The sequence below is a fragment of the Paenibacillus sp. FSL R5-0701 genome, from assembly GCF_037973995.1.
GTDB lineage: Bacteria > Bacillota > Bacilli > Paenibacillales > Paenibacillaceae > Paenibacillus.
In genome coordinates this window covers 1,162,152-1,186,591 of sequence record NZ_CP150230.1, presented here as the reverse complement: position 1 = coordinate 1,186,591, position 24,440 = coordinate 1,162,152, and the positions used below count along the sequence as shown (strand labels likewise).

The following is a 24,440-nucleotide window of genomic DNA, read 5'->3' as shown; positions in this document are numbered from 1 at the left end:
CCAGGGTAGGTGGGTAGGTTCTAGTTCTATACTTCTCGGTATCATTTAACAGACAGTGGTGTCATCAACTGATTGTTGAACCTCCAATCCACTATAATCCTGCAGCTGCTTTAATTTCTTTTCTCTGAGAAACGATTAATGATTGTATCTTTTCTGTTCCAAATGTACCTGCTGAGAAAGCATTCGCTTTGGGATAATAAACCATTCGAAAAGATGTTCCATCTTGAAGGTGCACACGTAAAAAAATCCCTGTCTCATGCTTGGATTTCTTATACACCTCATCAAAGCCAACATATCGCAACAGCAAAAGCTCGTTCATGAATTCGGATGCGGCTTCCTGGGGAAAGTCACCGATTGGGCTGCCATCGTTCCCGCTTTCAAGGCTGACTTTTTCCACTTTGTCTTCAATGTCCATCAGGTCTCCCATTGTCTTAGCATTGGGATTTTCTTTTGCTTCGTAAACCTTTTTATTCGCTACTACGCGATAATGCGACTTATAACCTTTTAGTTCATATATAACAGTTCCAATTGGAAGATATGCCGCATCACCATTCTCGGTCACGTGATCCGCACACGCATGCTCGTTCAGCATGAAGCTCACTTCCCCTACCCTATCCCCAATTTGCTCTGCGGGTACCTCTTTGGTCCCCTCGTTGTTTTGAAAATATGTAATATTATTGAGCATTAGAAAATCAATCCATTCAAGGGTTCCCGGGCATCGCTTCGTTGATTCCTTTGAAACTTCTTCCGTATCCGTTTCCTGGGGTTTGGATGTTATTTCACCCTTATTCGATGTTCCACAGCCAACAATAATGACTAGAACAAAAAGTATACTCAAGCGCTGGCTCCAATATTTAAATGGTTTCATGTTCAATCACCTCAACTTATTAGACGGATTTAACTAAGACTTAGTTACGAGCTTTTTACGATCAGCTATTCAACTCAATAAACGCCTAAGAACAGGGAACAGTTATTGGGCCAATGTGCTCCTCCTTGGTGCACTTCATGCAAGCTGCATCTCTGTATCATTCAAAAAACAGGTACTCGTAGTTCTATCCGTCGTTATACAAAAAAACACAGACAGTACAACTATCTGTGTTTTTTTACAGGTATGGGAGCTCAGTTAGATACAAAATCCATTCTCGTCCTCTTACCAAAATTTCAATCACGCACTCCATACAGAGTACGATTTAGAATACTTGTACCAGCATTATTTACTGTAATGTTACTGCTACCGCTGGTTTCAATTACCTAAACAACATTTAAAGTTGATTTGGCTTGTAATACTCGCATCCCAGCTTCTTAAAATCACTGTCCCATGTTACTACTGGCATGTTAATTGTTTTTGATTTTGCGCTAAGATAACAGTCCACAATGTCAACGTTACCCTTTTCAACAAACAGCCTTAACGCATCTTTCATGTAATCTTCCTCAAAGATAATGTTATCAATTTGCGATAGACTAAACAGGGCATTTCCTACATCAACATTAGAATGCTTGTAATGTGATCTCAGTACCCAACATGTTTCAATAATTACTGGTGATGAAACAATTATCTGAAAATCTCCGCTATCTAGCATTTCAGAAACTTTTTCAAACTGCTCCTTATCGTCTTGAGTGAACAACCGTACTAGTATGTTTGTATCAGCCAAAAAATCCATTGCTATTCCCCTTTTTTGTAACTGTTCCCCACCCAGTCAATCGCTGACTTCCTAGCTTCCTGAAGATCATGTTCTTGCCCTGTCTTTAAGATTCCTACAAGATCAGTTAACTTTTTCTGTTTCCTAACTTCTAATTTTGCTTCGCCATTTTGGATAATTACAATAATTTTGTCGCCTGTAGCTATACCTAGTTGTTTCCTTACCTCAACTGGAATTGTAACTTGTCCTTTCGAAGTTACCTTACCTGATTCATACATACTCATACACTACTACCTCCTACTCTATTACCTATATTACAATGTACTACTTTAATGTTCAAGTATTACTTTTTACATCAAGTAATATACATTCCAAGTATAGTCATTTGGAATTGAATTTCTAATGCTGAGTAATTTCAGCGTCAATATGTAAGCCCAAAGCTGTTTTACATGTTCATGTGTATTATAAACTTCAACTTCCCAGTCATAAGTAGGTATTTGCCGTTCCAATGTACTTCTTTAATGTGAGTTATTTCCCATTAACATGGTCATTAAGGACAATATTTCAATCCACGCACTCCATACGGAGTGCGACAGCGAAAAAGTACGTATTTTAACGATTTGAGCCATCCAAAACACGTTTTTTCACTATTATTCTATGACTTTCCATATCATTATTCAATCACATTATGCCTACGTGTTGCCTTAAGGTAACAATTTTGCCCATTTCGACAAATTCTGAGGTGCGAATCCCCCAGGGTTTTCATGTGAGCATCACATTCGCACCTGTCCCATCCGTTTATGACAATGATCATATCTAGCTCCCCTGTTCAAGTGCTACAGTTGTTAACGACCAACTGACCATAATAGTAAAATGGTCAATATAGGACTTACCTTACCATTATCCTTTCAACCTACAAGGAGGTGTATATGCGATGAAAACGATAGATCGAAGGCAACAGGTGATGGATTCTGCCGAGAAATCCTTTGCCCTGTTTGGCTACAAAGCCACAACGATGGAGCAGGTTGCGAGACTTGCCAATGTGGGCAAGGGAACGATCTATACTTTTTTCGAAAATAAAGAAGAACTGTTCAGCGAGATTCTGTGCTCGATCATTGCGGATATGAGACAGATTACAGAGCAGACGGTGAAAGAAGAGAATTCCTTTCTAGATAACGTGCATATGAGTATGGATTCTTTGCTGGAGTATCGTGAGGAACATGAGCTGTTGATCAAGCTCTTTCAGGAGGTTAACGAGTTCGGTACACCACAGGCCAAAGAAGGTCTGCAAAAAGTGGAGACAGCCATTCTCGAATATCTGGAGCGTCAGGTGAGCCGTGCCATGGAGTTAGAGCAGATTCGCAGGGACGATCCCAAGCTGGTTTCTTTTGTCCTGCTGAAGCTGTATGTCACCTTAACCTCAGATTGGAACAAAGCGCATCCAACGTTGCACAAAGATCAGATCAAGGATTTTGTGGGCCTCTTTCTCAAGAATGGCTTATCCCCCACCTAGAGAAAGGCATGCACTAGATTCAACACATAATAGAGATAGAACAAACGGATTAGCGTAAGGATAGGGAGAGAACATGATGAAATCATTCCACGTATTTGGGCAGGATCTGAAGTCCGCCTTTAAGAAACCAAAAGTATTTATTCCAATTCTCGTTGTACTGTTCATTCCGGTGCTGTATAGCGGCCTGTTCCTGAACGCATTCTGGGACCCCTATGGCAAAATGAATGAATTACCTGTAGCCGTGGTCAACACAGATCAGGGTGCAGTCTACAATGACAAATCACTGGAGGTCGGTCAGAATCTGGTCGATGAATTGAAAAAAAGTGATGATTTCAACTGGCAATTCGTGACTCGTGAACAAGCAGAACAAGGTATGCAAAACAACACGTATTATATGACGATTGTGATTCCAGAGGACTTTTCCACCAAAGCAACAACCCTGATGGATGAGCACCCCGAGCCGGCCGACCTGATCTACGAACCCAATGAAGGATACAACTTCCTCGCGGGTCAGATTGGCGGCACGGCGGTCAAACAAATTCGCTCCAAAGTCGCTGCCAAAATCACAGAATCGTATACCGAAACGCTACTGGATCAGGTGGAGAAGATCTCTAGCGGTTTATCGGATGCCGGAGATGGTGCTAGCAAGATCAACGAGGGCGCAGCCAAGCTGGATAATGGTGCCTCTACTTTGAAAAAGAACCTGTCCAAACTGGCGGATGGAACCGACAAATTGGAAACAGGTATGGCACCATTAAAAGAGGGAACAGCTACCTTGGCACAAGGAATCGGTACGCTTCATGCAGGAGCCAGCTCCCTGTCGGATGGATTGTCCCAATTGGCGGCAGCAGGCACGAAACTGGGTAACGGTGCATTGCAGGCTGAAACTGGCGGCAAACAGTTACAGGCAGGTATTCAGTCCGCTCAAGAAGGCGCGGCTAAGTTGGATGCTGGACTGGAAGCTTCCGAACAAGGAAGTGCGAAGCTGGTAGCCGGATTGCAAACCTCAGTGGAAGGCAGCAGCAAAGTAAGTGAAGGTGCCAAGGCCGTTGCACAAGGGCTTGCCCAATTAGCCGAAGCAAGTCCCGATCTTGCCGCTAACCCGGCTGTTCAGCAATTACTGGCAGCAAGTCAGGCCGTTGCCGCTGGCAGCGAACAGGTCTATCAAGGTGGACAGCAATTAGTGGAAGGCAGCAAAAGCCTTCAGGCTGCGCAACAGCAACTGCATCAAGGCAGCAGTCAGCTAGTGCAGGGTGAACAGCAACTTTTACAAGGAGCAACACAATTATCAACCGGACATACGCAGCTTGCAACGGGCCTTCAACAATTTAACACCAAGTTGACCGAAGCAGCAGCCGGAGGAGCCAAACTTGCAGAAGGTTCGAGTCAGTTAAATACAGGTGCAGGCCAATTGGTTACGGGTATAAACCAGCTTTCAGACGGAATCACCACCATTACCGAAGGTTCCCGCAAGCTGGATGATGGTGCGGGAACATTAAAAGAAGGCACTACCAAATTAACCGACGGCTCTGGCGAACTTGCCATCAAGTTGAATGAAGCGGCTGAGCAGACGGGTAGTGTGAAAAAGACGGATGAGCTGGTAACCATGTATGCAGAGCCTGTTCAGGTCGATGAGCATAAATATAATGAGGTACCCAACTACGGTACAGGATTCTCGCCATACTTCCTGTCACTTGGGCTATTTGTCGGGGCATTGATTGCGACATTGGTTGTGCCAACACGCGGCAGCACGGTTAGCGAGGCAAGTGGCTGGAATTGTTTTGTGAGTAAAACGCTGGCTTTCACACTCATGAGTGCAGTGCAGTCCCTACTTGCTTCATGGCTGGTCTTATACGGCTTGGGTCTGGATGTTCAGAGCGTTCCATTATTCCTCTTGTTCAGCTTTGTTACCAGTCTAAGCTTCATGTACATCATTCAGGCACTGGTGACTTGGCTGGAGAATCCGGGTCGATTCCTCGCGATTCTGATGCTGATCTTTCAGCTTACCACCAGCGCAGGCACCTTCCCGCTCGAACTGATTCCAAATTGGCTGAAAGTGTTTAATCCATGGCTGCCTATGACCTATTCGGTAACAGGTTATAAAGCAGTTATCTCAAGTGGACAGTTCGGTGTGGCTTGGGATCAGATTGGTATTCTGTGCATCTTCGCCGTGATTGGCCTGGGAGGAACCTTAACGTATTTCCTGATGCCTCATACCACGGAGAACGCAAACGTCAGCAGTGAAGTCTCACTTCACCTGTAAAAAGTAAAATAAAAAGCAAAGGTGTATACTTAAGCTCCATCCTCTTCTACAGGAGATGTGAGCTAAGGTACGCCTTTGCTTTTTTTAGTTTTAGATACAATCTAAGTTTGCTAACTTCATATTTCTAGTATGTAGAGTAAATTTCAGAACTTGAGATAGCGAAACTAAACAATAGCACGAGCAAAATAAGTAATACATACATCGCTGTACCGATGATTCCACAAACAAGTCCAGCAATGGCCAATCCTCTGCCTTGCTCCATGCGAACTCTGATCTCTTTGAAGGCTAAAGATGCAAATATAATCGCGACGATTCCGATTAAAATTCCCACGTAAGGAATCGTGACGGACAGAATCCCCAGAACTAGTGATACAATCGACTTGCTATTGGTCTTTGGTACTACATAAGGCGGTGGTGGCAATGTGTCGTTATAATAACGATCTACATCATTTTCGTGATGTTCCAAGGTAAATCCTCCCTGTTCTTTAAGTATGTTCATTATAATCAATTATTAGGAAAAATAATATCCATATTGTGTTAATTATGAATTACCATTAGATTTATTTTATTCTCATCATCCCCGGACATATACCTACATCCACAAGCTTATAAATTGTACTTCAAGGATATGAATTTAAGAACCGTTTATCCGTGTGATGATATAAACCAAGAATACCTCTAACATATAGATATTATTATAGTCGTAATACTTTTCTGAATATCTTTGGGGGATCACTACGATGAAAATCGATAAAGTAATGAACATACTTATGATTGTGATGCTTCTACCTATTGCTCTATATCGAAATAATGTAGCTGTATTATGTTTTAGTATTGTTTTGTTTGGAATCATGAGTTACACCACTTATCGAATGCGAACACGTTGGAATGTAGTAACTTATATCGTGTTGACCCTTGTATTGATGATCTGGAACATATACCTGTGGACATAAGCCATTATTTCAAAAAAGAACGCAATCCCTTATTAATCAACGGATTGCGTTCTTTCACATCATATAATTTGAGGTTTCTTCTACCTCTCCACTTCCACCCGCTGCAAAAACGTCCGGGTACGTGCAAGCTTTGGATTGCCGAAGATCTGTTCTGGAGGCCCCGCCTCTGCGATCTCGCCGTTATCCATGAAAAATACACGATCCGCAACGTCACGGGCGAAGCCCATCTCATGCGTGACGATTAACATCGTCATATTTTCCTGCGCCAGTTGTTTGATTACACGTAACACTTCCCCGGTCAGCTCTGGATCGAGTGCCGACGTTGGCTCATCAAACAGGAGGATATCCGGTTGCATCATGAGTGCTCGGGCAATAGCTACACGCTGTTTCTGTCCACCGGATAGATTGGCCGGATAGGCATCGGCCTTGTCCGACAGCCCTACTTTTCCAAGTAATTCAAGACTGCGATGCCTGATGACGCTTGAACTTTCTTTTTTCAAAGTCTTCGGTGCGAGTTCCAGATTAGCCTGTACGGTCAGATGCGGGAACAAGTTAAAATGCTGAAACACCATGCCCATGCGATCCGTAATCTTGCGAATATCCGCGGCACCTGCGTAACGGCCATTATCGACCAACGTCTGATCCTGAATGCGAATCGTTCCGCCCGAAATATCCTCCAGATGAATCAGGCTGCGCAGCATCGTACTTTTCCCCGAACCAGAAGGCCCGATCACGGCAATTACTTCGCCTGGTTCCACGTTGAAGGATACCTGTTTCAGCACATCAAGTGTGCCGAATGATTTTCTCAACTGATTTACTTCTATTATATGTGTCATATGCAGACAGTCCTTTGATTGATCAGATTTAATTTATTCAAATGAAAACCGCTTCTCAAGTGCCTTGAACAGCACGGTGAGTACAAGTGTCATGAGCAGATACATAACCGCCGCCACGAAGAAAGGTAACAGCTTTATGTCGCGATTTACCGCCGCTTGGGCGTAATACAACAGCTCAGGCACAGCCACGGCATAGAGCAGAGCCGTATCCTTGATGAGCGTAATGGACTCATTGGCCGTTGCAGGCAATACTACACGAATCATCTGAGGAATAATGACTTTGGTCATCGTCTGCCACTTCGTTAATCCAAGGACCTTGGCTGCTTCATGTTGCCCCTTATCAATGGAAAGCAGTCCGCCCCTGAAGATTTCAGCGAAGTACGCCGCATAGTTCAGGATGAACGCAATCCCCGCTGCAACAAAACGATCAAACACCAGATACTCTCCAATCACCGGAAGCAACGGTAAACCGAAGCAGAAGAATAGAATTTGGAGCAGTAGCGGTGTTCCTCGCATCACGTATACATACGTATGGGCAATCCACGCCAGCAGTTTAATCTGGCTTCTCATCGCAAGCGTGACCGCAAATCCAAGCGGTACAGATAACACGATCGCTAGCAAGAACATGAAAATGGTGGTCTGCGCACCCTCTAGCATCGGTTTTAAAATGGTCGATAAATAATCCCAACTCATTGTTTCGTCTCCTCTAATCTGTTAACCCCGCATTCCTCTGGGGCATAAATCGCTCCAGCATGGAATACGGGGTCCGTTTTGTTTCTAACTATATATCAGGTGTGTAACCTGCCTATTTCAGAACCTTATCTTCACCCAACCATTGGGCGGAGATTTTAGCCGCTGTTCCGTCTGCATTCAGCTCATCCAGCGCTTTTTGTAGCTGATTCAGAAGCTCTTCATTTCCCTTTTTGATACCAATGCCATATTGTTCCGGTGCAAGAGATTCATCCAGCAGTTTGAATGTTCCCTCTTCTTTGGACATGTAGTATCTCGCTACCACTTCATCAATGATGACCGCATCCAGACGTTTTGTCTTCAGATCCGTCAGTGCAAGCACGTTATCCTTGAATTCGGAAGCTTTCACTTTATCCTTCAGAGGACTTGCTGCCAATGCATCTGCCGCGGAGGACAGCGCCTGCAATCCCACATTTTTGCCATCGAGTTCATCCAGCTTTGTGATTGGCGAGTCTGCCAAGGTAATAGCTACTTGGCTGTTTTCCAGATACGGCTTCGTGAAGAGCACTTTCTCTTTACGCTCATCCGTAATGGTGTACCCGTTCCAGATCATATCGATCCGGCCACTGTTCAGCTCTGATTCTTTGGAAGACCAGTCGATTGGCTGGAATGTGATTTCTTTACCCATTTTCTCCGCTGCAGCTCTTGCGTAATCAATATCAAAACCAACAATTTCATTTTGCTCGTCCCGGAAGCCCATTGGAGCAAACTTGTCATCAATTCCTACAACAATCGTGTTATCGTCTTTGCTTGCGGAACTGGAACAACCAGCCACAATCAATACACATATACTAATGAATAATAGTAGAATCGCTTTTTTTCTCATCTCTCGAACCCCTCCATGTCTATAACCAAAACCCAAACGCTTTAGTTCGTTACCACGTTATCAGAGATTTATAATAACATAGCATGGGAGAAGAGTCGAGTCTCTTGCCTATTTCCTTCTATTTCATGCAGCTTAATTGTCAACAATCTGTGAAAAAGCCTTTTTCACTTGTGCCGGTTCTACCAGCTTCTCGCGTACAGTCGAATTCCATAGCTCCAGGTTCTGAAGCTCCTTTAATTCCGTACCTGTCCATTGTTGGGCAGATTCACGACGTAAGGTATGGCTGGTATTCTCAAACTGGTAGACGATCTGCTCCAGATTATCAATCATAACAAAGTTCGCAACCGCATTATATACAAGTATCCGCTCAAGTTCCTCTGCATCCATCTCACGCGTATCCAAGCTATAATTCACTTGGACCGTGAACGTCTCCGGGTACAGTTGGTAACCATTCAATCTTTCACGTAAAGGTAAAGCCTGATTCAGATGACTAAGGTTTGAATTATCACCCATGTAGGGACTGCGATATTTGGCTAAAGCGGCAAAATCATGTGTCAGCGGATTCTGCTGCTCTTCCTCGTACCGAGCCTGTTTCGCCTCGATCTTCGGATTAACGTAGCCTTCAACAATCACTAAGCCAATGATGCCCAACACAACAAGTGTTATAATCCATATGTTTCTAATTCTCATAACGCATCACTCACTTCATACTTACTAACGATCCGATACGCCCGATGCACTACCAAAGGGATAATAACGCTTAGTAACGGGATGGCAAAGGCAATGACGATCACAGCAAACTGGTAGGGTCCATCCACCTGAATGGGTCGATTAAACCAGATGTTGCTTCCGAATCGCAACGCTGCCTGCGTTCCCCATAGTACGAGTATTAATGCCGCCCACAACCACCATATCCTGCGATTCCACTGCACTAAGGCAGGGATTCGAATAACCGTGGTTTTCACGGAAGTTGCAGAATCGTTCGTCTTGTTGATCAACAGATACAATACATACATGCCACCAACAATGAGACTCACGATCATAAGCAGATTGTTTATGGCGGAGCCTTGCATCAGCACTCTCATTGGAATGGTAATGATCCAGGCTATGAGGCTATAAATCAGAGCAGACTGCAACAACGCTGTCCAGTAAGGAACACGTTGTACCCTTCGATGGTCACTCATCACTTCATCCATACCAGCGATATGCTGAATGGCGGTCTGGAACGCCTTCTCTTCACTCATACCCTGCGAGATATAATCGTCAATCCGCGCAGCGAGATTGCTGTGAATCTCTTCTTTTAATTCTCGATTGTCTAATGTATCTTGTGCGTGAGCGAACAAACGATTCACATGACGAGTGATGCGAGCTTCCAATCTCATAGGTCTTCATCTCCTTTTTCTCCAGTGACAATCATGCAATCAATCAGTGCCTTGGCTGCTTGCCAAGCATGAACCTGCTCTCTATAGGCTTCAAGGCCTTGCGTTGTAATTCGGTAATATTTGCGTCGTCCTCCCTGCGTCTCTTCCCCCCAGTAGGACTCCACATATCCACTCTTCTCCAGCCTCTTCAAACTGGAATAAAGCGTAGGTTCCTTCAATTCAAACTGCTCTCCGCTCTTACGGTAGATCTCCTTAATAATGCTGTAACCATAGTTATCTGCGGGTATAAGTACACTCAGAATGATGGGGTCAATATTGCCCCGAATCAGATCACTGTTAATCACTTGCACATCCATCTACGAGTTTCACCGACTTTCTTCCGTCCTGTGTATACTATAAGACACATTACTATGTCTGTAAAGGTAATATGTATCACATGGTAAATATGCATCGCAAGAGTAACACTAGCAACATTCCTCTCTTGCAAATAAAATTCTTCAATACGATAAGAACATTGACCACATTGTTATTTCTTTCAACTTTGCTTATATTATCCGGCTGTAATCCTACTCCAAGTCATGGTACAAACAAAACTGCCTCACCCTCAACAACCAATGCAAATCAAGCCAAAACGGAATTAAAACAAAATCAGGAACTGCCTACACCAGTGATACAGACTGAAAGTGGCACTCCTATTCCTGCTATACAGGGCAGTTATTGCTGGGAAAGTATGTGTGCAGACTATGCAGGTCATATGGAACTGCTGGAAGGTCAAGTACCTGTCTCCGTGTTGGTAGGCGAGAATATATCTATTCATCTGGGTACAAATGTACCACCTGACGAGTTAACTCTTGTCGAATATGTAAATGGAGTGGCACGTCCCATCTCTTTGCGAGAAGGTTCATTCCAGTTAGCGCAGGAAAAAGGTACTCATTATTATGGAGCCTTTGCCCGCTGGACTTCCTCTCAAAATTCGCAGGTTTCCTTGGGTGATACCTCTTTTGCCTTTGTTATCCGTGGTGTCGAAAAAAAATAGAAATAAACAGGCCCCTCCAATTTTGGAGAGGCCCTTACACATTTTTATCTAATGCTGCACTTTCTCGCGATCTTTCCCTTTATCGGATTCACCCGCGTTTTTGTTGGCAGCATCGCGATCCTGTTGCATCTCTTCAACGGTTTTCACCTTAAGACGTGCTGCACCTTCATATTCCTTTGTTGGAATAAGGTCGCCAGCAGCAAGTCTTGCTTCTGCAGCTACAATCGCATCCCCATACTGCGGCAACCACTGGGCCTGCGCAACTAGCATCTCATCGACCATCTGCCAGATCTCTTTCGGATTACACACGGCACCCACGAGCGGGTCCATCATGAACGCCTGACGAAGTAATTTGTCGTCTCCGTTCACCGCTGCTTCAACCGCAAGACGTTGCACGGAAATACTCACATTACATACCGCAGCCGGACCAAGTGGCAGATCGCCTACATGAGGCATGGAGATGCCGTTGCGGTCCACATATCCCGGTGCTTCAATAATCGCATCATCCGGCAGGTTCGAGATTACTCCATTATTAATGGTATTGAAATGTCCACGATAGACACGTCCCGTCTCCAGACCTTCGATAATATACGAACCGTGCTCCTCGCCCCGTTTTTCCGGAATGAATTGCATCGGTTCATCCTTCATCCAGTTAGGAAAATCAGTCTCAAACCAGTTGCGCCCCTCTGTACACACCCGCAGATAACCACCTGTCTCTCCGTTGATCCAATTGCCCAGGTCGATCCATTCGTTAATCTCTTCCGGACGTTTGCGGTACCACGGCACATATTCACTCAGGTGACCATTCGATTCTGTGCTGTAGTAACCGAAGCGGCGCAGCATATCGATCCGCACTTTCTCAGTGCGGCTGTACTCTGGATGTTTCTCGAAGGCTTCGAGCAGATCACCTGTAAGGTCTTTGCCCTCATGAGACGCTTGAATATACCAAGTCTGATGGTTGATGCCGGCACAGACAATATCCACTTCACTCTTTTTCAATCCAAAAGCTTCCGCAATCTGATGATGACCATGCTGTACGCCATGACACAGTCCAATCGTCCGCACACCACCATATTTGTTGCATACCCAAGTCAACATCGCCATCGGATTGGAATAGTTCAAGAGCAGCACGTCGGGTGCACTCTGTTCACGAATATCTTTACAGATGTCCAGCATCTCGGCGATTCCGCGTTGTCCATACATAATGCCGCCTGCACACAGCGTATCGCCGACACATTGATCTACCCCATACTTCAGTGGAATGTCCACATCGGTTGCAAATGCTTCCAGTCCCCCTACACGAATCGTACACAGTACATACTTCGCATCTTTTAACGCTTCTTTCCGATCTGTTGTCGGCTGAATCTGAATATTCAATCCATTCTCACGGATATCCCGCTGACACAGCTCAGTCACCATGTCCAGATTGTGTTGGTTAATATCGCAGAACGCAATTTCAATGTTGTTAAACTCTGGTACCGTGAGCAAATCCCTTAACAATCCCCGTGTAAATCCGATACTTCCTGCCCCGATAAACGCCACTTTAAACGACATCCCTATGTCCTCCCCTAATCCGAATCTTTCGCTTCGGTTAATGACTCTCTTCATGAAATCATTGTACCAACCGCAAATAGGGAAGCGTTATCAAAATCATGACCTGTTCATGATCTTGTTGTCAAAAATCCTAACTTAATCTTCTGACTCGATGAAACAGCCGTACCTCTGCTACAACTGACTGTAGCTAATGAGTTGAATACCTTGTTCTGTCACATATTCTTTCAACGCTGGATTCATCAATAAAGCAAGATCGTGCTCCCGTTCATCTACCAGAGATGAGATATTGCGTAATTCTTCATCTGCATATCCTGGATGTCCAGCAATTTCAACGATATATTCTGTATCCTTATACTGCTCCAGCACGCTGCGAAACCATGATTCCTGTAGAGAAGGCATAGCTGGATCACCACATAACCTATCTGTAGACCGAATACCTGCATCCGCCAGCTTCCCCTCAAACTGGCCAGATAAGAGGTCATCTCTTCTCATAGGAACGTTATACTCCCGAGCCAGTTCCATCACCAAATCAAGAATTTGCGTATCTTTAATACTCACCCCATGATGGGTATCCAGATGATTTAACTTCAATCCGGAAGCCAAAAACTTCTCGATTTGTGCCTTCAACTCCGTGCGCACTTCCCCAGGATCATAGGATGCAGGAATAAGCCCAGGTTTTCGATAGAAACGACCCGACTTGTCGACGATACTCTGAACTGCTGATGCTTCCAGCACCGGAGCCATGAATGTCAGATTCAAATGAACGCCCATAGCCGTGATGCCTGCTTCAAGAGCCATGACACTACTCTTCTCAAAATGTACCGAATTCACCAACGCCGAGGTATCTGTAATCAGACCCTGTTTCATCCCATGAAGGATGCCTTCGCTTACTCTCATGGTGATGCCATAATCATCTGCATTAACAATCAGCTTCATTTTGCTCCTCCCCTTCTCTGTATCCATTTATGATCGAACAGACAACAGCTCGTCTGTTGCAGCAACTGTCCCTTCTGACTGCAACGGCGTAATGACGCGGAATTGATCAGAGTTCGTTACAACAATCGGAGTCGTCAGTTTAAAGCCTTCGTTCCGGATCTGATCCAGATCAAATTCAATCAGTACCTCCCCCTTACGGATTCGGTCACCTTGCTGAACTTTCTGTGTAAAATACTTCCCTTTTAATCTCACCGTATCTATGCCGATATGCATGAGAATTTCGACGCCTTCATCCGAAGTAACCGCAATGGCATGTGCGCTTTTCATTGTTACAGAAACAACGCCGTCTACCGGGGACACCAGCTGACCTTTGGACGGAATGATCGCTACGCCTTTACCCATCGACTCTGAGGAAAACACGACATCCTCCACTTCACGAAGTGTAATAACAGTGCCTTCAAGCGGACTGGTAATCAAGCTTTCCATCGCTGCATTCGTGTGTACATCAGGAGCTTCAGTCCCCCGATCATTTTTCTTACTCTCGTAGCCAAACAGCACCACGCACAAGGCTCCGCCCGCAATGGCAGTCAATACACCAATAATGTAATACAACATCGGACTCTGAGCAGGCAGGGTGAACACATTAAGGAAGAAATTGAACACAACCAACTTCACGCCGAGATAACCCATCAGACCACCGCCAATGGCTCCAGCGGCCACCAGATAAATGAGTGTTTTGCGGTAACGCAGAATGATACCGTACAGAATTGGTTCAGTAACCCCTGACAAAATTGCAGAAAGGAAAGACGAGCCGCTTAAAGCCTTGAGATCTTTATCCTTTGTTTTCAGGAATACCCCGAGACCGATACCCATGGAAGCAGCTACCGATGTTGCCGCAAGGGGTGCAATGAGATCTCCCCCAGCGCTTAGGTTCCCCATAATAATAGGCACCGTCGCCCAGTGTAATCCAAGCAATACGAGAAAAGACCAGGTACCCCCAAGAATAGTCCCTGCGATGACAGAGTTGCTGTTAATCAGGAAATTAACAATATTTCCAATCCATTGGCCCACATATTGCCCGAATGGACCAATCAACATGGCTGTTAGTGGTACCATAATGACGAGTGACAGGAATGGAACTGCGAACAGCTGCACATTTTTGTGCATGATTTTCTTCAAAAACTTCTCCAAAACCGCATAGATGCTAACGGCGATAAACATCGGAAAGACCGACGAAGCATAGTTCATTAACGATACGGGTATCCCGAGAAAATGAGTGGTGCTTCCTGCTGCTGTCAAAGCCGTAAAATTCGGTTCCATCAATGCGGCCCCGATCGCCGCTGCCACATAAGAATTCACATTTAGAACTTTGGCAATCGTGATGCCGAGAAGAATCGGCAGGAAATAAAAGATCGAGTTCCCCGCCGCAGCCAATATAGCGTATGTTCCACTATCCACAGCGATCCAGCCTGCTCTTTCAAGAACAATTAACAGAGCCTTAACTAGCCCTGCTCCAGCAAATACCGGGATTAATGGCGTTAAACTACCCGATATCAGGCCAAAGATGGCTGAACGGATGCTCCTTTTTTCTTTCTCTGAGCTTCCATCGGACCCTGCTCCGTCGAATTCCCCTTCGGCAACGATATGTTTGTACACCTCGGAAACATCATTACCTACAACAACCTGAAATTGCCCACCGCTTTCAACAACCTTCAGGATGCCTGCTGTGTTTTCCAATATGTCTGCATCAGCCTTTCGGTTATCGTTCAAGACAAATCTTAAACGGGTAGCGCAGTGAGTCAGCGATTGAATGTTATCCTTTCCTCCAACGCGGTCTACAATGTTTTGTGCTAATTTGAGATGATCCATGTTGTTCCCCCCATACATTTGTTTAATTCCTACAGTTCACGTCTTGACTCCATCATTTCGAATAACATATTACGATGGCAAAATAAAAACCTGAACTGAAGCTCGTCTACTGACCTTAGTCAATACACAAGCCTCAATTCAGGTTTCGCCTGCCGAACAGTCACAATCCCTTAATATATAGTTGTATCAGTATTCCTTCATTCTTCCGTCAGATCCTGCTCACGGTTCGTGACCCGGTGAATGTGGATCATGAAATAAACCATTTCCTCATTCGTTGTTTTCTTCTCGTAATTAATCTCCAGGTAGTTTCTAATCTTTCTGGCGCACGCATACGATTCGGGGTACTTGTCCTTTACATGATCATACAAAGAATCTCTCTCTTCCGGAATCAACTCATCATGTAGAATTCTGTAAGCAAAATACCGCAGATGTGTGAGGAAACGGCTATAATTAATCGAGCTTTCGTCCAGTTTAATTCCAAAATGATATTTCACAATATTCGCCAAATCATTAACAATCTTTGTCATCTGATAGGTTTGTTTCATATCCTGTCCTCGCTGCTGTGCATTGACAAAATGTAGGGCAATGGAACCTGCCTCATCCTCCGGCAGTTTCACACCTGTTTTCTGTTCAATAATGTTCAGCGCATTCAGGGCAACTTCATACTCGGCTGCATAGAACTTTTTGATCTCCCACAGCAAAGCATTCTTGACAATAATGCCTTCTGGAAACCTTCTTATCGCGAAACTGATATGATCCGTCAGGGTGATGTAGATGTTATCACTGAATTTGAGGGCAAGCTGTTGTTCGGCGTATTCAATAATTTCATTCGATAACTCCAGATGTTCGGTTGGAATCTCACCAATCAGACCCATCAGTTTGTCAGATGTTGCTTTTTCAACCACAAACTTTTTCTCTACCTGCGAGAAATCAATCACATCACTGTTATGTTTGTTATACCCAATCCCTTTTCCCATCACGATCATTTCGTCCCCGTTATCATCCGTCAGTAAAATCACATTGTTATTAAAGATTTTCCTGATCTTCATCTGCATCACCCCCAACTCATCACACGCTCATCCCATTAATATTCCATTAGAACTTCAAAAAAATCTCCCATAAAAAAAACCTAAATTGAAGCAGCAACATGTACAACTCATGTCTACTACGAACAATTTAGGTATCGCCTGCCGAACAGTCACAATCCTGAATATATGAGATTAACCACTACATTATCGACGAATCTGTTACTTCTGAACAAAGGATATCATGAATACCCTTTCAGTTCAACATTTAGTTTCTACCATGCCTTGTCAGCCCCAGGTGTTGCGCCTACTCCGATTCCTCCGGGTAGCTCCACTCTATTCGCTCCATGGAACCCCTGTATTGAACAGGTGTCTTACCCGTATACTTTTTGAAAAGCATATGAAAATACTGCCGACTCCCCACACCAACATAGTCTGAAATTTCGGAGATGGGAATATTGGACTGTTGTAACAACATCTTGGCCTTTTCCATTCGAAGCATCGTCAGGTAGTCGGTAGGTGTGCGCTGCGTGTGCTGACGAAAAATACGATGTAAATAACCTGGATGCAGATTGACGGCTGCCGCGATATCCTTCATCTGAATGTTGCGATCCATATTGTGATGCATGAATTCAATGGTTCGTTTGACATACAACTCCGCCTGATCTGGCGCACTCCGGCTCATTTCTCCGCGCAGACGCGCAACACGGACCAGCAACTGGATAAACAGCGTACGCACCAGCATGCCCTGTTCCGGGGACGAGAGATTGCGCGCCTCGCGGTGATACAACCTTTCCTCTGGTGGAATGATCTTCATCGGCACAGTTGATCTTCCTTGCTCCAGTAGACCACGCTGATCGAGTTCCAACACCAGACTTTTCATAATGTGATACACCTCTTCCGGGTCAGGCAGTACCAGATATGGCGAAGCATTAGTGAGTAGAGTGTGAACTTCTTCCTCTTCCAGCGCAAGCTGGCGGATGGATAGCTGTCCGGGAGACGAGGTGGAGAAACCAAACTCCACATTGAGCATCCGGCAAGGGACACCATCTTCCACCAGCAAACGGTGCGGGACACCTGCGTCGAGCATAATGAACTGCCCTTTTTTCAAAACGGTCTGCTCCGAACTCCCATCCGACATCTGCACATCCACCCGGCACATTCCCGAAATAATATACATGATCTCTGTGGAATCATGATGGTGATAGGACATACGATAGTTGTCCCACTGCTTGTAATAGTACGCGTAGAAACGCGGCCCGCAGTCCTCTGTTCGCAATGCCTCCTGGTACAGGCTTCCTGTCCAACGCTTTCTGATGCTCATGTCCATGCCTCCATTCCTGCGACGATCGATCCTCAATTTTCTCCATTGTAACAATTCCGTAGGTTGAATATAAACTGTCTTCGTTAAAAGCTTTATTGCATTGTTAAATTAGATAAATATATAATTAGTATATCATCTAATTATCTGTGTAAATTATCTATACTTAAGGAGGTTTCCACGCATGAGTACCACCTATCATCTCGTGAGACATGGTCTCAAAGAACGACGAATCGGTGATGTCTCCCTCACTTCCGAAGGGGTCTTACAAGCCGAAGCCACGGCACTTCATTTTGCCAGAGCTACCTTTCCCGTTACTAAAATCCTTACCAGCCCACTTCGACGAGCCCAAGAAACCGCAAATATGATTGCCCGCCACACCCATTCCCATATAACCGAAGATCCTCGCCTGCGCGAACGTGCCAATTGGGGCGATTGCCCCGATCAGTCATTCGAAGAATTCATTGCAATGTGGGATCGATGTACGTCTGATCCAGATTACGTTCCAGCCGTGGGAGACTCGGCCAAACAGGCTGGTGAACGTCTGGCCTCCCTCCTAACCGCATTAGCTAATGAAGAGCCAGAGAACAGTAACATTATTGTGGTTGCACATGGTGGACTCATTACTGATTTTCTGGTGCAAACCTTTAGCGAGGGCGAGCTTAACGTCTGGCATTCCAATTTTATAGCTATGCAGAACCAATTGATCCCCGAGTGCTCCATTACCACATTGATCTATGATCAAGGAAATTACACCATTAAAGCGTTCGCTTCTACCGAGCATTTAGACTCCAACGATGTAAAAGAATGACGTAACATGGGTGGCTGGGAACTCGCCAAGGTCTGTTTCGCAGATCCTAATGTGAAGAAAGCTCTGAAACCTCCATGTGCTATACACATTGGGATTCCAGAGCTTCCAAGCTTCGATGCTAACTCTCAAAACTAACGATGCTTCCTTACGTTACAGCCTGATCTTGAACATGTGTTATGTTGCTATTGCTCATCCGGTCTGCTTACTTTCCACCCTTACCTGGCGTGTAAAACTTAGGCAGCGTTACTTTGGACCAGTCAATATCCGATGCCATGTAGAAGGACGGATAGGAAGGCTGGTTGTATCCACTGTTCTGTCCGGCAATGCCCACACGATACATCGCATCATGCATCAGCGTGTACAATTTGCGGTCCGTTTTCTCGGTACTCAGATAGATACGAATCGCTGAACTGTCCGTGGTTCTCACCAACATCTCTTCCCGCCAATCCCCGAAGATATCAGCTACGAGAGAAGGTGTACCTTTGGTGTGATTGTTGGTCAATGTGCCTGTTGCCGTCAGCAACGTGCCACGATTCCAGTCTTTGATTGTAGGTGTGACGTCGATGGCACCATCAACGATCTGTGTCGTCATATCACCAGCCCAACGGATATTCATATTCGTTCCCGGCATCTGATCACTGATTTTCTCACCCTTAGCTGTCCACAAGCCTACAGCCCATGTCTCCAGTCCACGACGAGTCGGATCAACATCCCCCACCATGCCGCGACCGGTATCTTTCCCTGTGTATCCACCGTAGATCACTTCTCCGGTCTTCGCATCACGCAGGGAATAGCCGTACGGCGCCCACGGGCCGCCCTCGTGAACCATGAAAATCTCAAGTCCCGGACGATCCGGGTCGATATCTGCCACATGAAGTGCGTCCCCATGACCCAGACGGGCAATGGTTCCCGGCGCAGCACTCTCGGCAGGCATCAGGTCTGTGGAGCTGTACAGCACGCTGCCGTCATGATCAATCGTAGCGGAGCCATAGATAATCTCCTGTTTGCCGTCTCCATCCACATCCGCCACACTGAAATAGTGCGCTCCCTGGGTTGTTATGGAGCCATACTGCGGATCTGTGCCATCCACACCATGCGGTCCGTCATTGAATGGGTTCTTCATTGGCGTCCAGCCGCTGTCCACTTTCCATTCCTTTTTCAGCTTCTTGCCGTCCCAATTGTAGGCAACCATCGTCGAACGTGTATAGTATCCGCGTGCAAAGATTGCAGACGGTTTCTTGCCGTCCAGATAGGCCACTCCTGCCAGGAAACGGTCCACTCGATTCCCCGGTTCAATCCGTGCCATGGCATAATCGCCCCACATCAGACCATCATCATGACGCTCGGGTTCATATGGAATGGTCTCCAGCTCTTTGCCTGATTTTCCTTCAAATACCGTAACATACTCCGGTCCATCCACGATAAAACCTTCAAACTTGCGCAGCTCATTTCGGTTACTGCGTTCTACCGCATACACATCAATGAAGTAGTCGGCCAGGCTCTCGGCATCTTGCTGAGATAATGGGTAGTTATACTTTTTCTCCATTCCAAAAGCCTCTTCCAATGTCGCAGGCCAGTTGCCCTTCACAACCTCATCATGTTTATGCCAGTTCTTGAACATATCCACCACGTGATCGTAGTAACCATCCGCACTTAAACGATAATCATCTTCGTTCGAGTACCCTGCCTTGCGATCCTGCTTGGGAAGTGTGATGTACTTCTCGGAGGTTACTTTTCCTTTTTTGTTATATTTAATAATCTTTGTGCCCGGAGCGGTCTTAAACATCATCTCGGCTTTGCCATCCCCGTCAAAATCGTAAACGAGCATCTGTGTATAATGAGCACCTGCACGGATGTTGACCCCAAGGTCGATCCGGTACAACAATTGTCCGTCCAGGGTGTAAGCATCAATATAGGTTTTACCGGTGTACCCTTTTTGCGATACGTCCTTGGCGTTGGAAGGGTCCCATTTGACGAAAAACTCATATTGGCCATCCCCATCCACATCACCCACGCTCATGTCATTGGCGGAATACGTATAGGCTTCTCCTGCTGGCGTCACGCCATCAGCCGGTTTTTGCAGTGGAATGTCCACATATCCGTTCGCCCAAGGTTTGACGGATGCACTGCGTTTGCTTTCCTTGCCCTTCTTGTTCACCGCTGCCACTTCATAACGGGAAGACGATTTACCCGCGGCATCAACATAGTTGGTGCTGTCGGTGACGGTAGCGATCTTTTTGCCATCACGATAGACGTTGAAGTCCGTACCTGTCAGCCCGTTGTCGCTGTACCCTGTGGCCTCATCACCAAGCAATCTCCAACTGAGAAAAACACCTTCAGATGTCGATGCAGCCACCAAACCCCGATCCAGATATTCCAGTTGAATCTCTTTCACGTGACTGCCCCCCTTATGTGATTGCAGGCTGGCCTCCGGCGCCCCATTACCGTTCGAAGCTTCCGCTCCCGTAACGCCAGCTGTTCCTCCAATGAGCAAAGCTACGCTGAGTGCCGAAGAGAGCACCTTGGCTGCAAGTGGCATACGTGCCTTCCTGCGACCTGATTGTCGACCTGACACCGATCCCTTATGTACCGGCGCTGTTGTTCCTGAGTTCATCCACCTTCACGCTCCTTGAGACAGAATAGGTGACGCATATACACATTGATAATGATTGGACGTTCGATAATTCATAGAGGCCTTCTTCGAAAGAAGGTTTCAACCCGCAATGATTACGCTTACAAAATTAAAAAAGAGAAATCAGCTTGCCCGACTACCAGAGTACGGTCCCCCTTCCATTCTCTTTCCAATCCGAGCGAGGTGATCTCGCCCATCGGGTTCTATTATAGACATCCTGCTTACCAGACCCTAGGCAAATATCCGTCCAAAACGATCAATAATCAGTGTTTATAGGAGACATTTTGAAAAAAAGTACTTGCAACTGTGAGGGATAGCCGCTCCGGTTACGAATCGTTCTTATGATCGCTGTTATCTCCGGATTTTCTTCTATCCCTTTTCCAGATGACTCTTGTAATGCATAGCAAAAAACCGCGATCCTCTAACACACAGAGGATCGCGGTTAAGACAGTTACAAATAAAGTTTAAGGCTCAATGCCCCATACCAGGTTTCCACCTTGGTAGAGTGTTACCTTGTTCCAATCCTGATAGGATGTTTTCGTTGGATCGAAGGAGTAGTCATTCGTCTCGTCCAAGTTGGACCAGTCTGTTTTGTACATGCGAAGCTGGATGTCTCCAGTCTGTCCACCAGCCTGAATGCTGCCAGCGCCAGATGTGAAGCTCAGCTCCACATACGAATCTGTGAAGGTCCGCTGGATATTGGCTCCGCCAACTTGAGCGTAATCGATGGCAGAATCCATCGCAGCTGAGCCTTCTTTGGAGAAGTAATACCGGATCTTCAGATCACTCAGATTCACAGCAGTACTGCCCAGGTTTTTGATGTTGAAATACGGTTTGATCTGGCTATCTTGAGCATTGGTATCTCCAGCACGATATTGCACGACAAGATCACTGGTTGGTACAACGACACTTTGAGGTGTCGCGGAAGCTACAGCGGAATCGGCACTTTGCCCTGCAGCATTCACTGCACTTACCACATAATGATACGTTGTGCCGTTCGTCAGGGCAGTGTTGGTGTAGGACGTGCCACTCACATTCGTGGCGATCGTTGTGAACGGACCTGATGCACTCAGCGCGCGTTTCACATCATAACTTGTTGCACCTGTAGAAGCGGTCCACGTCAGGCTCACCTGTGCATTGCCTGCGGTTGCTGTGAGAGCAGTCGGTGCTGCTGGCGCCGTCACACCTGCAACGGGTGTAGCTGTTGCTGTTGCAGAGTTAACACTTTCACCTACTGCATTTGTTGCTGTTACCACATAATAATAGGTTGTACCATTGATCAGGCCGGTGTTGCTGTAAGACGTTCCACTTACATTAGCTGCAATTGTTGTGAATGGACCTGATGCACTCAGTGCCCGCTTCACACTATAACTTGTAGCCCCTGTGGAAGCAGTCCACGTCAAGGAGACCTGGGCATTACCGCCAGAAGCCGTCAATGCTGCTGGTGCTGCCGGAGCTGTTGTTCCGCCCGGAGGGTTGCCTCCACCGTTACTGGCAGGCAGTACAGGGAATGCGTTTTTCACCAGTGCCACGAATTGATCATGGAACCAGTGGCCCGATACTGGGGCATTAGGCAATGCACCTGTTAATACACCATCCCGCGTTGTGAAGGTTGGATCACACATCCGGTCGAAACCTTTGCCTTCGTTATTCGGAATTTCAGAGCTGGAGCCATCGGATTCACCAGGAGGTTTCACCCATACATAAGCATCCAGATGCGCTGGTCCTGGTGCAGCCTTAGGTGCTTCACCAATACCTGCGCCACTGGCATTACACCAGTTCCCCCGATGCTCCCGGCGATCTACACGTCCGGTATTCACATAATCGTTGATGTTGCTGCCCGTAGCAGATGCTGGACGGTCTACCCCGCCCCAGCCATTCCGGCTAGTATCAATCAGGAAACCTGTACTGCTTGGCCAGCCAGCTTGTACAAAATCGGCATACAGCGCAGCGGTGAAATCGGTTTCGTCAAAATAAGGATTCCACTCATAAAACTTGGCAGATTTAATCGGTTGTCCACCGATATTGAGATCAGGGTTAGACAGGTTCGGCTCCCCCAGCGGTGTGGTGTTCGCTGTATTCGTAATGAAGCCATCTGCACTGCTCAGACCCGCGGCTGTCCCTTGCACAACACTTGTATACAGCGCGACTGCTGCAGAACGGTTGTTATCCCATCCAAGCCAGCCGGAATGGCCGATATCCAGATAGTTGTACACATTCGGAATGGCGTGCAGCTTGTCCAATGCATACTTCACACCCGCCTCATAGATACCTGTTGAGCTGGCTTGACCACAAGCTGGTGTACTCAGGTTGGTCACAAGGTTAGGCAGACTGTCCGGTTCAATGACGGCAATAATACGAATATCCTGATACTTCGGATCTGCAAAGATATCTGCAATGACATCAATATAATCTGTTTTATATGTCTGCAGTGCTGCCTGTGTTAGTGGAAGTTCACCATTCGATGCGAGTGCATGACAATCCCGTCCAGGCAAGTTATAGATAACAAATGAAGCCGTTATAGGCGTACCCGGTTTCTTTTGAGCGAGAACGGCATCCAGATGTTGCTCTACACTTTTGCGACCAGCGTTGTCCGTCCCGCCATAGATTGCAGCAATCCGGTCAACCCATACTGCGGTTGGGTACGATTTGACTGTCTCCATCTTGGCCTTCAACGATGCATCATTGGTCATCGCAATGGATGTATCCACGAGAGCTGAATAATCCTCGTTCAGATAAGCGGTTGCCCCTACAAATGGATTATCCACATGTGCTTCAGCGGCCTGAGTCAAGCCTGGAGACAGTCCAGGGAAAATCCCCGCAGCGAGCAGCGTTGCTGCAAGCATTTGTTTTACACCTTTGCGCAGGATCTTCTTACCTCTCGATTTGGTTTTCAATTTAGTCTTCATAGTTCCACCTTTCCTTTAGTTAGATTGGGTTGTACTCATGTCTGATCCTCTGTGTCATTATGATGCTTCGCACGAAGAGAACGTTCGGATGAGTTGGTTGTATCACCTCCAAAAGAAATGGTTGTATAACTGGAATCTTGAGCAAACAAATAGTGTGTGAGGGCGAATCATGCGAATGAGTATA

General features: G+C 46.0%; 21 protein-coding genes. 4 read left to right on the top strand and 17 right to left on the bottom strand.

Annotation, left to right across the window (positions count from 1 at the left end):
* Positions 1-91 precede the first annotated feature (91 nt).
* From MKZ13_RS05350 to MKZ13_RS05340, 3 genes are all read right to left on the bottom strand, one after another.
* Entirely contained in the window at positions 92-868 is a 777-nt protein-coding gene (locus MKZ13_RS05350) for a hypothetical protein (RefSeq protein ID WP_339182420.1), read from the bottom strand.
* Positions 869-1,262: 394 nt separating this feature from the next.
* Complete coding sequence (locus MKZ13_RS05345; RefSeq protein ID WP_221818954.1) at positions 1,263-1,661, bottom strand: PIN domain-containing protein; 399 nt, start codon at positions 1,659-1,661, stop codon at positions 1,263-1,265.
* 2 nt (positions 1,662-1,663) lie between these two features.
* On the bottom strand, positions 1,664-1,924 hold the full coding sequence (locus MKZ13_RS05340; protein WP_100528578.1) for an AbrB/MazE/SpoVT family DNA-binding domain-containing protein: 261 nt from the start codon (positions 1,922-1,924) through the stop codon (positions 1,664-1,666).
* 650 nt (positions 1,925-2,574) lie between these two features.
* Between MKZ13_RS05340 and MKZ13_RS05335 the strand changes: the two genes are divergently transcribed.
* Positions 2,575-3,153: a TetR/AcrR family transcriptional regulator gene (locus MKZ13_RS05335; RefSeq protein WP_339182418.1), complete on the top strand. Its 579-nt coding sequence runs from the start codon at positions 2,575-2,577 to the stop codon at positions 3,151-3,153.
* 76 nt (positions 3,154-3,229) lie between these two features.
* Positions 3,230-5,416 (top strand): YhgE/Pip domain-containing protein, encoded by a 2,187-nt coding sequence (locus MKZ13_RS05330; RefSeq protein ID WP_339185341.1) that lies wholly within the window; start codon positions 3,230-3,232, stop codon positions 5,414-5,416.
* A 124-nt stretch (positions 5,417-5,540) separates the two neighbouring features.
* Here the strand turns inward: MKZ13_RS05330 and MKZ13_RS05325 are convergent, their stop codons facing one another.
* The 7 genes from MKZ13_RS05325 to MKZ13_RS05295 form a co-directional block, all read right to left on the bottom strand.
* Positions 5,541-5,882, bottom strand: coding sequence for a DUF4190 domain-containing protein (locus MKZ13_RS05325; RefSeq protein WP_237176756.1), 342 nt, complete (start codon positions 5,880-5,882; stop codon positions 5,541-5,543).
* Between the two features lie 567 nt (positions 5,883-6,449).
* Entirely contained in the window at positions 6,450-7,205 is a 756-nt protein-coding gene (locus MKZ13_RS05320; protein ID WP_339182415.1) for an amino acid ABC transporter ATP-binding protein, read from the bottom strand.
* 33 nt (positions 7,206-7,238) lie between these two features.
* Positions 7,239-7,898, bottom strand: coding sequence for an amino acid ABC transporter permease (locus MKZ13_RS05315; protein WP_221818950.1), 660 nt, complete (start codon positions 7,896-7,898; stop codon positions 7,239-7,241).
* 112 nt (positions 7,899-8,010) lie between these two features.
* Entirely contained in the window at positions 8,011-8,781 is a 771-nt protein-coding gene (locus tag MKZ13_RS05310; RefSeq protein WP_237176757.1) for an amino acid ABC transporter substrate-binding protein, read from the bottom strand.
* 132 nt (positions 8,782-8,913) lie between these two features.
* Positions 8,914-9,471, bottom strand: coding sequence for a DUF4825 domain-containing protein (locus tag MKZ13_RS05305; protein ID WP_339182411.1), 558 nt, complete (start codon positions 9,469-9,471; stop codon positions 8,914-8,916).
* Entirely contained in the window at positions 9,468-10,163 is a 696-nt protein-coding gene (locus tag MKZ13_RS05300) for a permease prefix domain 1-containing protein (protein ID WP_339182409.1), read from the bottom strand. Before MKZ13_RS05300 ends, MKZ13_RS05305 begins: the two co-directional genes overlap by 4 nt.
* Entirely contained in the window at positions 10,160-10,519 is a 360-nt protein-coding gene (locus MKZ13_RS05295) for a PadR family transcriptional regulator (RefSeq protein ID WP_047841826.1), read from the bottom strand. The genes MKZ13_RS05300 and MKZ13_RS05295 overlap by 4 nt, the downstream gene beginning before the upstream one ends.
* 89 nt (positions 10,520-10,608) lie before the next feature.
* Between MKZ13_RS05295 and MKZ13_RS05290 the strand changes: the two genes are divergently transcribed.
* Positions 10,609-11,199 carry a hypothetical protein gene (locus tag MKZ13_RS05290; RefSeq protein ID WP_339182406.1) on the top strand — a complete coding sequence of 197 codons (591 nt, stop codon included), beginning with the start codon at positions 10,609-10,611 and terminating at the stop codon, positions 11,197-11,199.
* A gap of 48 nt (positions 11,200-11,247) precedes the next feature.
* Here MKZ13_RS05290 and MKZ13_RS05285 read toward each other — a convergent pair whose 3' ends face one another.
* From MKZ13_RS05285 to MKZ13_RS05265, 5 genes are all read right to left on the bottom strand, one after another.
* Positions 11,248-12,753: an alpha-glucosidase/alpha-galactosidase gene (locus MKZ13_RS05285; protein WP_339182404.1), complete on the bottom strand. Its 1,506-nt coding sequence runs from the start codon at positions 12,751-12,753 to the stop codon at positions 11,248-11,250.
* Positions 12,754-12,924: 171 nt separating this feature from the next.
* The gene (locus MKZ13_RS05280; RefSeq protein ID WP_221818943.1) at positions 12,925-13,689 is read right to left on the bottom strand and encodes a ChbG/HpnK family deacetylase; all 765 of its coding nucleotides are present in this window, start codon (positions 13,687-13,689) and stop codon (positions 12,925-12,927) included.
* A gap of 27 nt (positions 13,690-13,716) precedes the next feature.
* Complete coding sequence (locus tag MKZ13_RS05275; RefSeq protein ID WP_221818942.1) at positions 13,717-15,558, bottom strand: beta-glucoside-specific PTS transporter subunit IIABC; 1,842 nt, start codon at positions 15,556-15,558, stop codon at positions 13,717-13,719.
* Positions 15,559-15,755: 197 nt separating this feature from the next.
* Positions 15,756-16,607 carry a PRD domain-containing protein gene (locus tag MKZ13_RS05270; protein ID WP_221818941.1) on the bottom strand — a complete coding sequence of 284 codons (852 nt, stop codon included), beginning with the start codon at positions 16,605-16,607 and terminating at the stop codon, positions 15,756-15,758.
* 283 nt (positions 16,608-16,890) lie between these two features.
* The gene (locus tag MKZ13_RS05265) at positions 16,891-17,907 is read right to left on the bottom strand and encodes a helix-turn-helix domain-containing protein (RefSeq protein WP_221818940.1); all 1,017 of its coding nucleotides are present in this window, start codon (positions 17,905-17,907) and stop codon (positions 16,891-16,893) included.
* Between the two features lie 181 nt (positions 17,908-18,088).
* Between MKZ13_RS05265 and MKZ13_RS05260 the strand changes: the two genes are divergently transcribed.
* Positions 18,089-18,715, top strand: coding sequence for a histidine phosphatase family protein (locus MKZ13_RS05260; protein ID WP_221818939.1), 627 nt, complete (start codon positions 18,089-18,091; stop codon positions 18,713-18,715).
* Positions 18,716-18,917: 202 nt separating this feature from the next.
* Here MKZ13_RS05260 and MKZ13_RS05255 read toward each other — a convergent pair whose 3' ends face one another.
* A complete protein-coding gene (locus MKZ13_RS05255) occupies positions 18,918-21,254 on the bottom strand; it encodes a rhamnogalacturonan lyase (RefSeq protein WP_221819300.1) in 2,337 nt (778 codons plus the stop codon).
* Positions 21,255-21,811: 557 nt separating this feature from the next.
* Complete coding sequence (locus tag MKZ13_RS05250) at positions 21,812-24,256, bottom strand: glycoside hydrolase family 6 protein (RefSeq protein WP_221818938.1); 2,445 nt, start codon at positions 24,254-24,256, stop codon at positions 21,812-21,814.
* Positions 24,257-24,440: the final 184 nt, after the last annotated feature.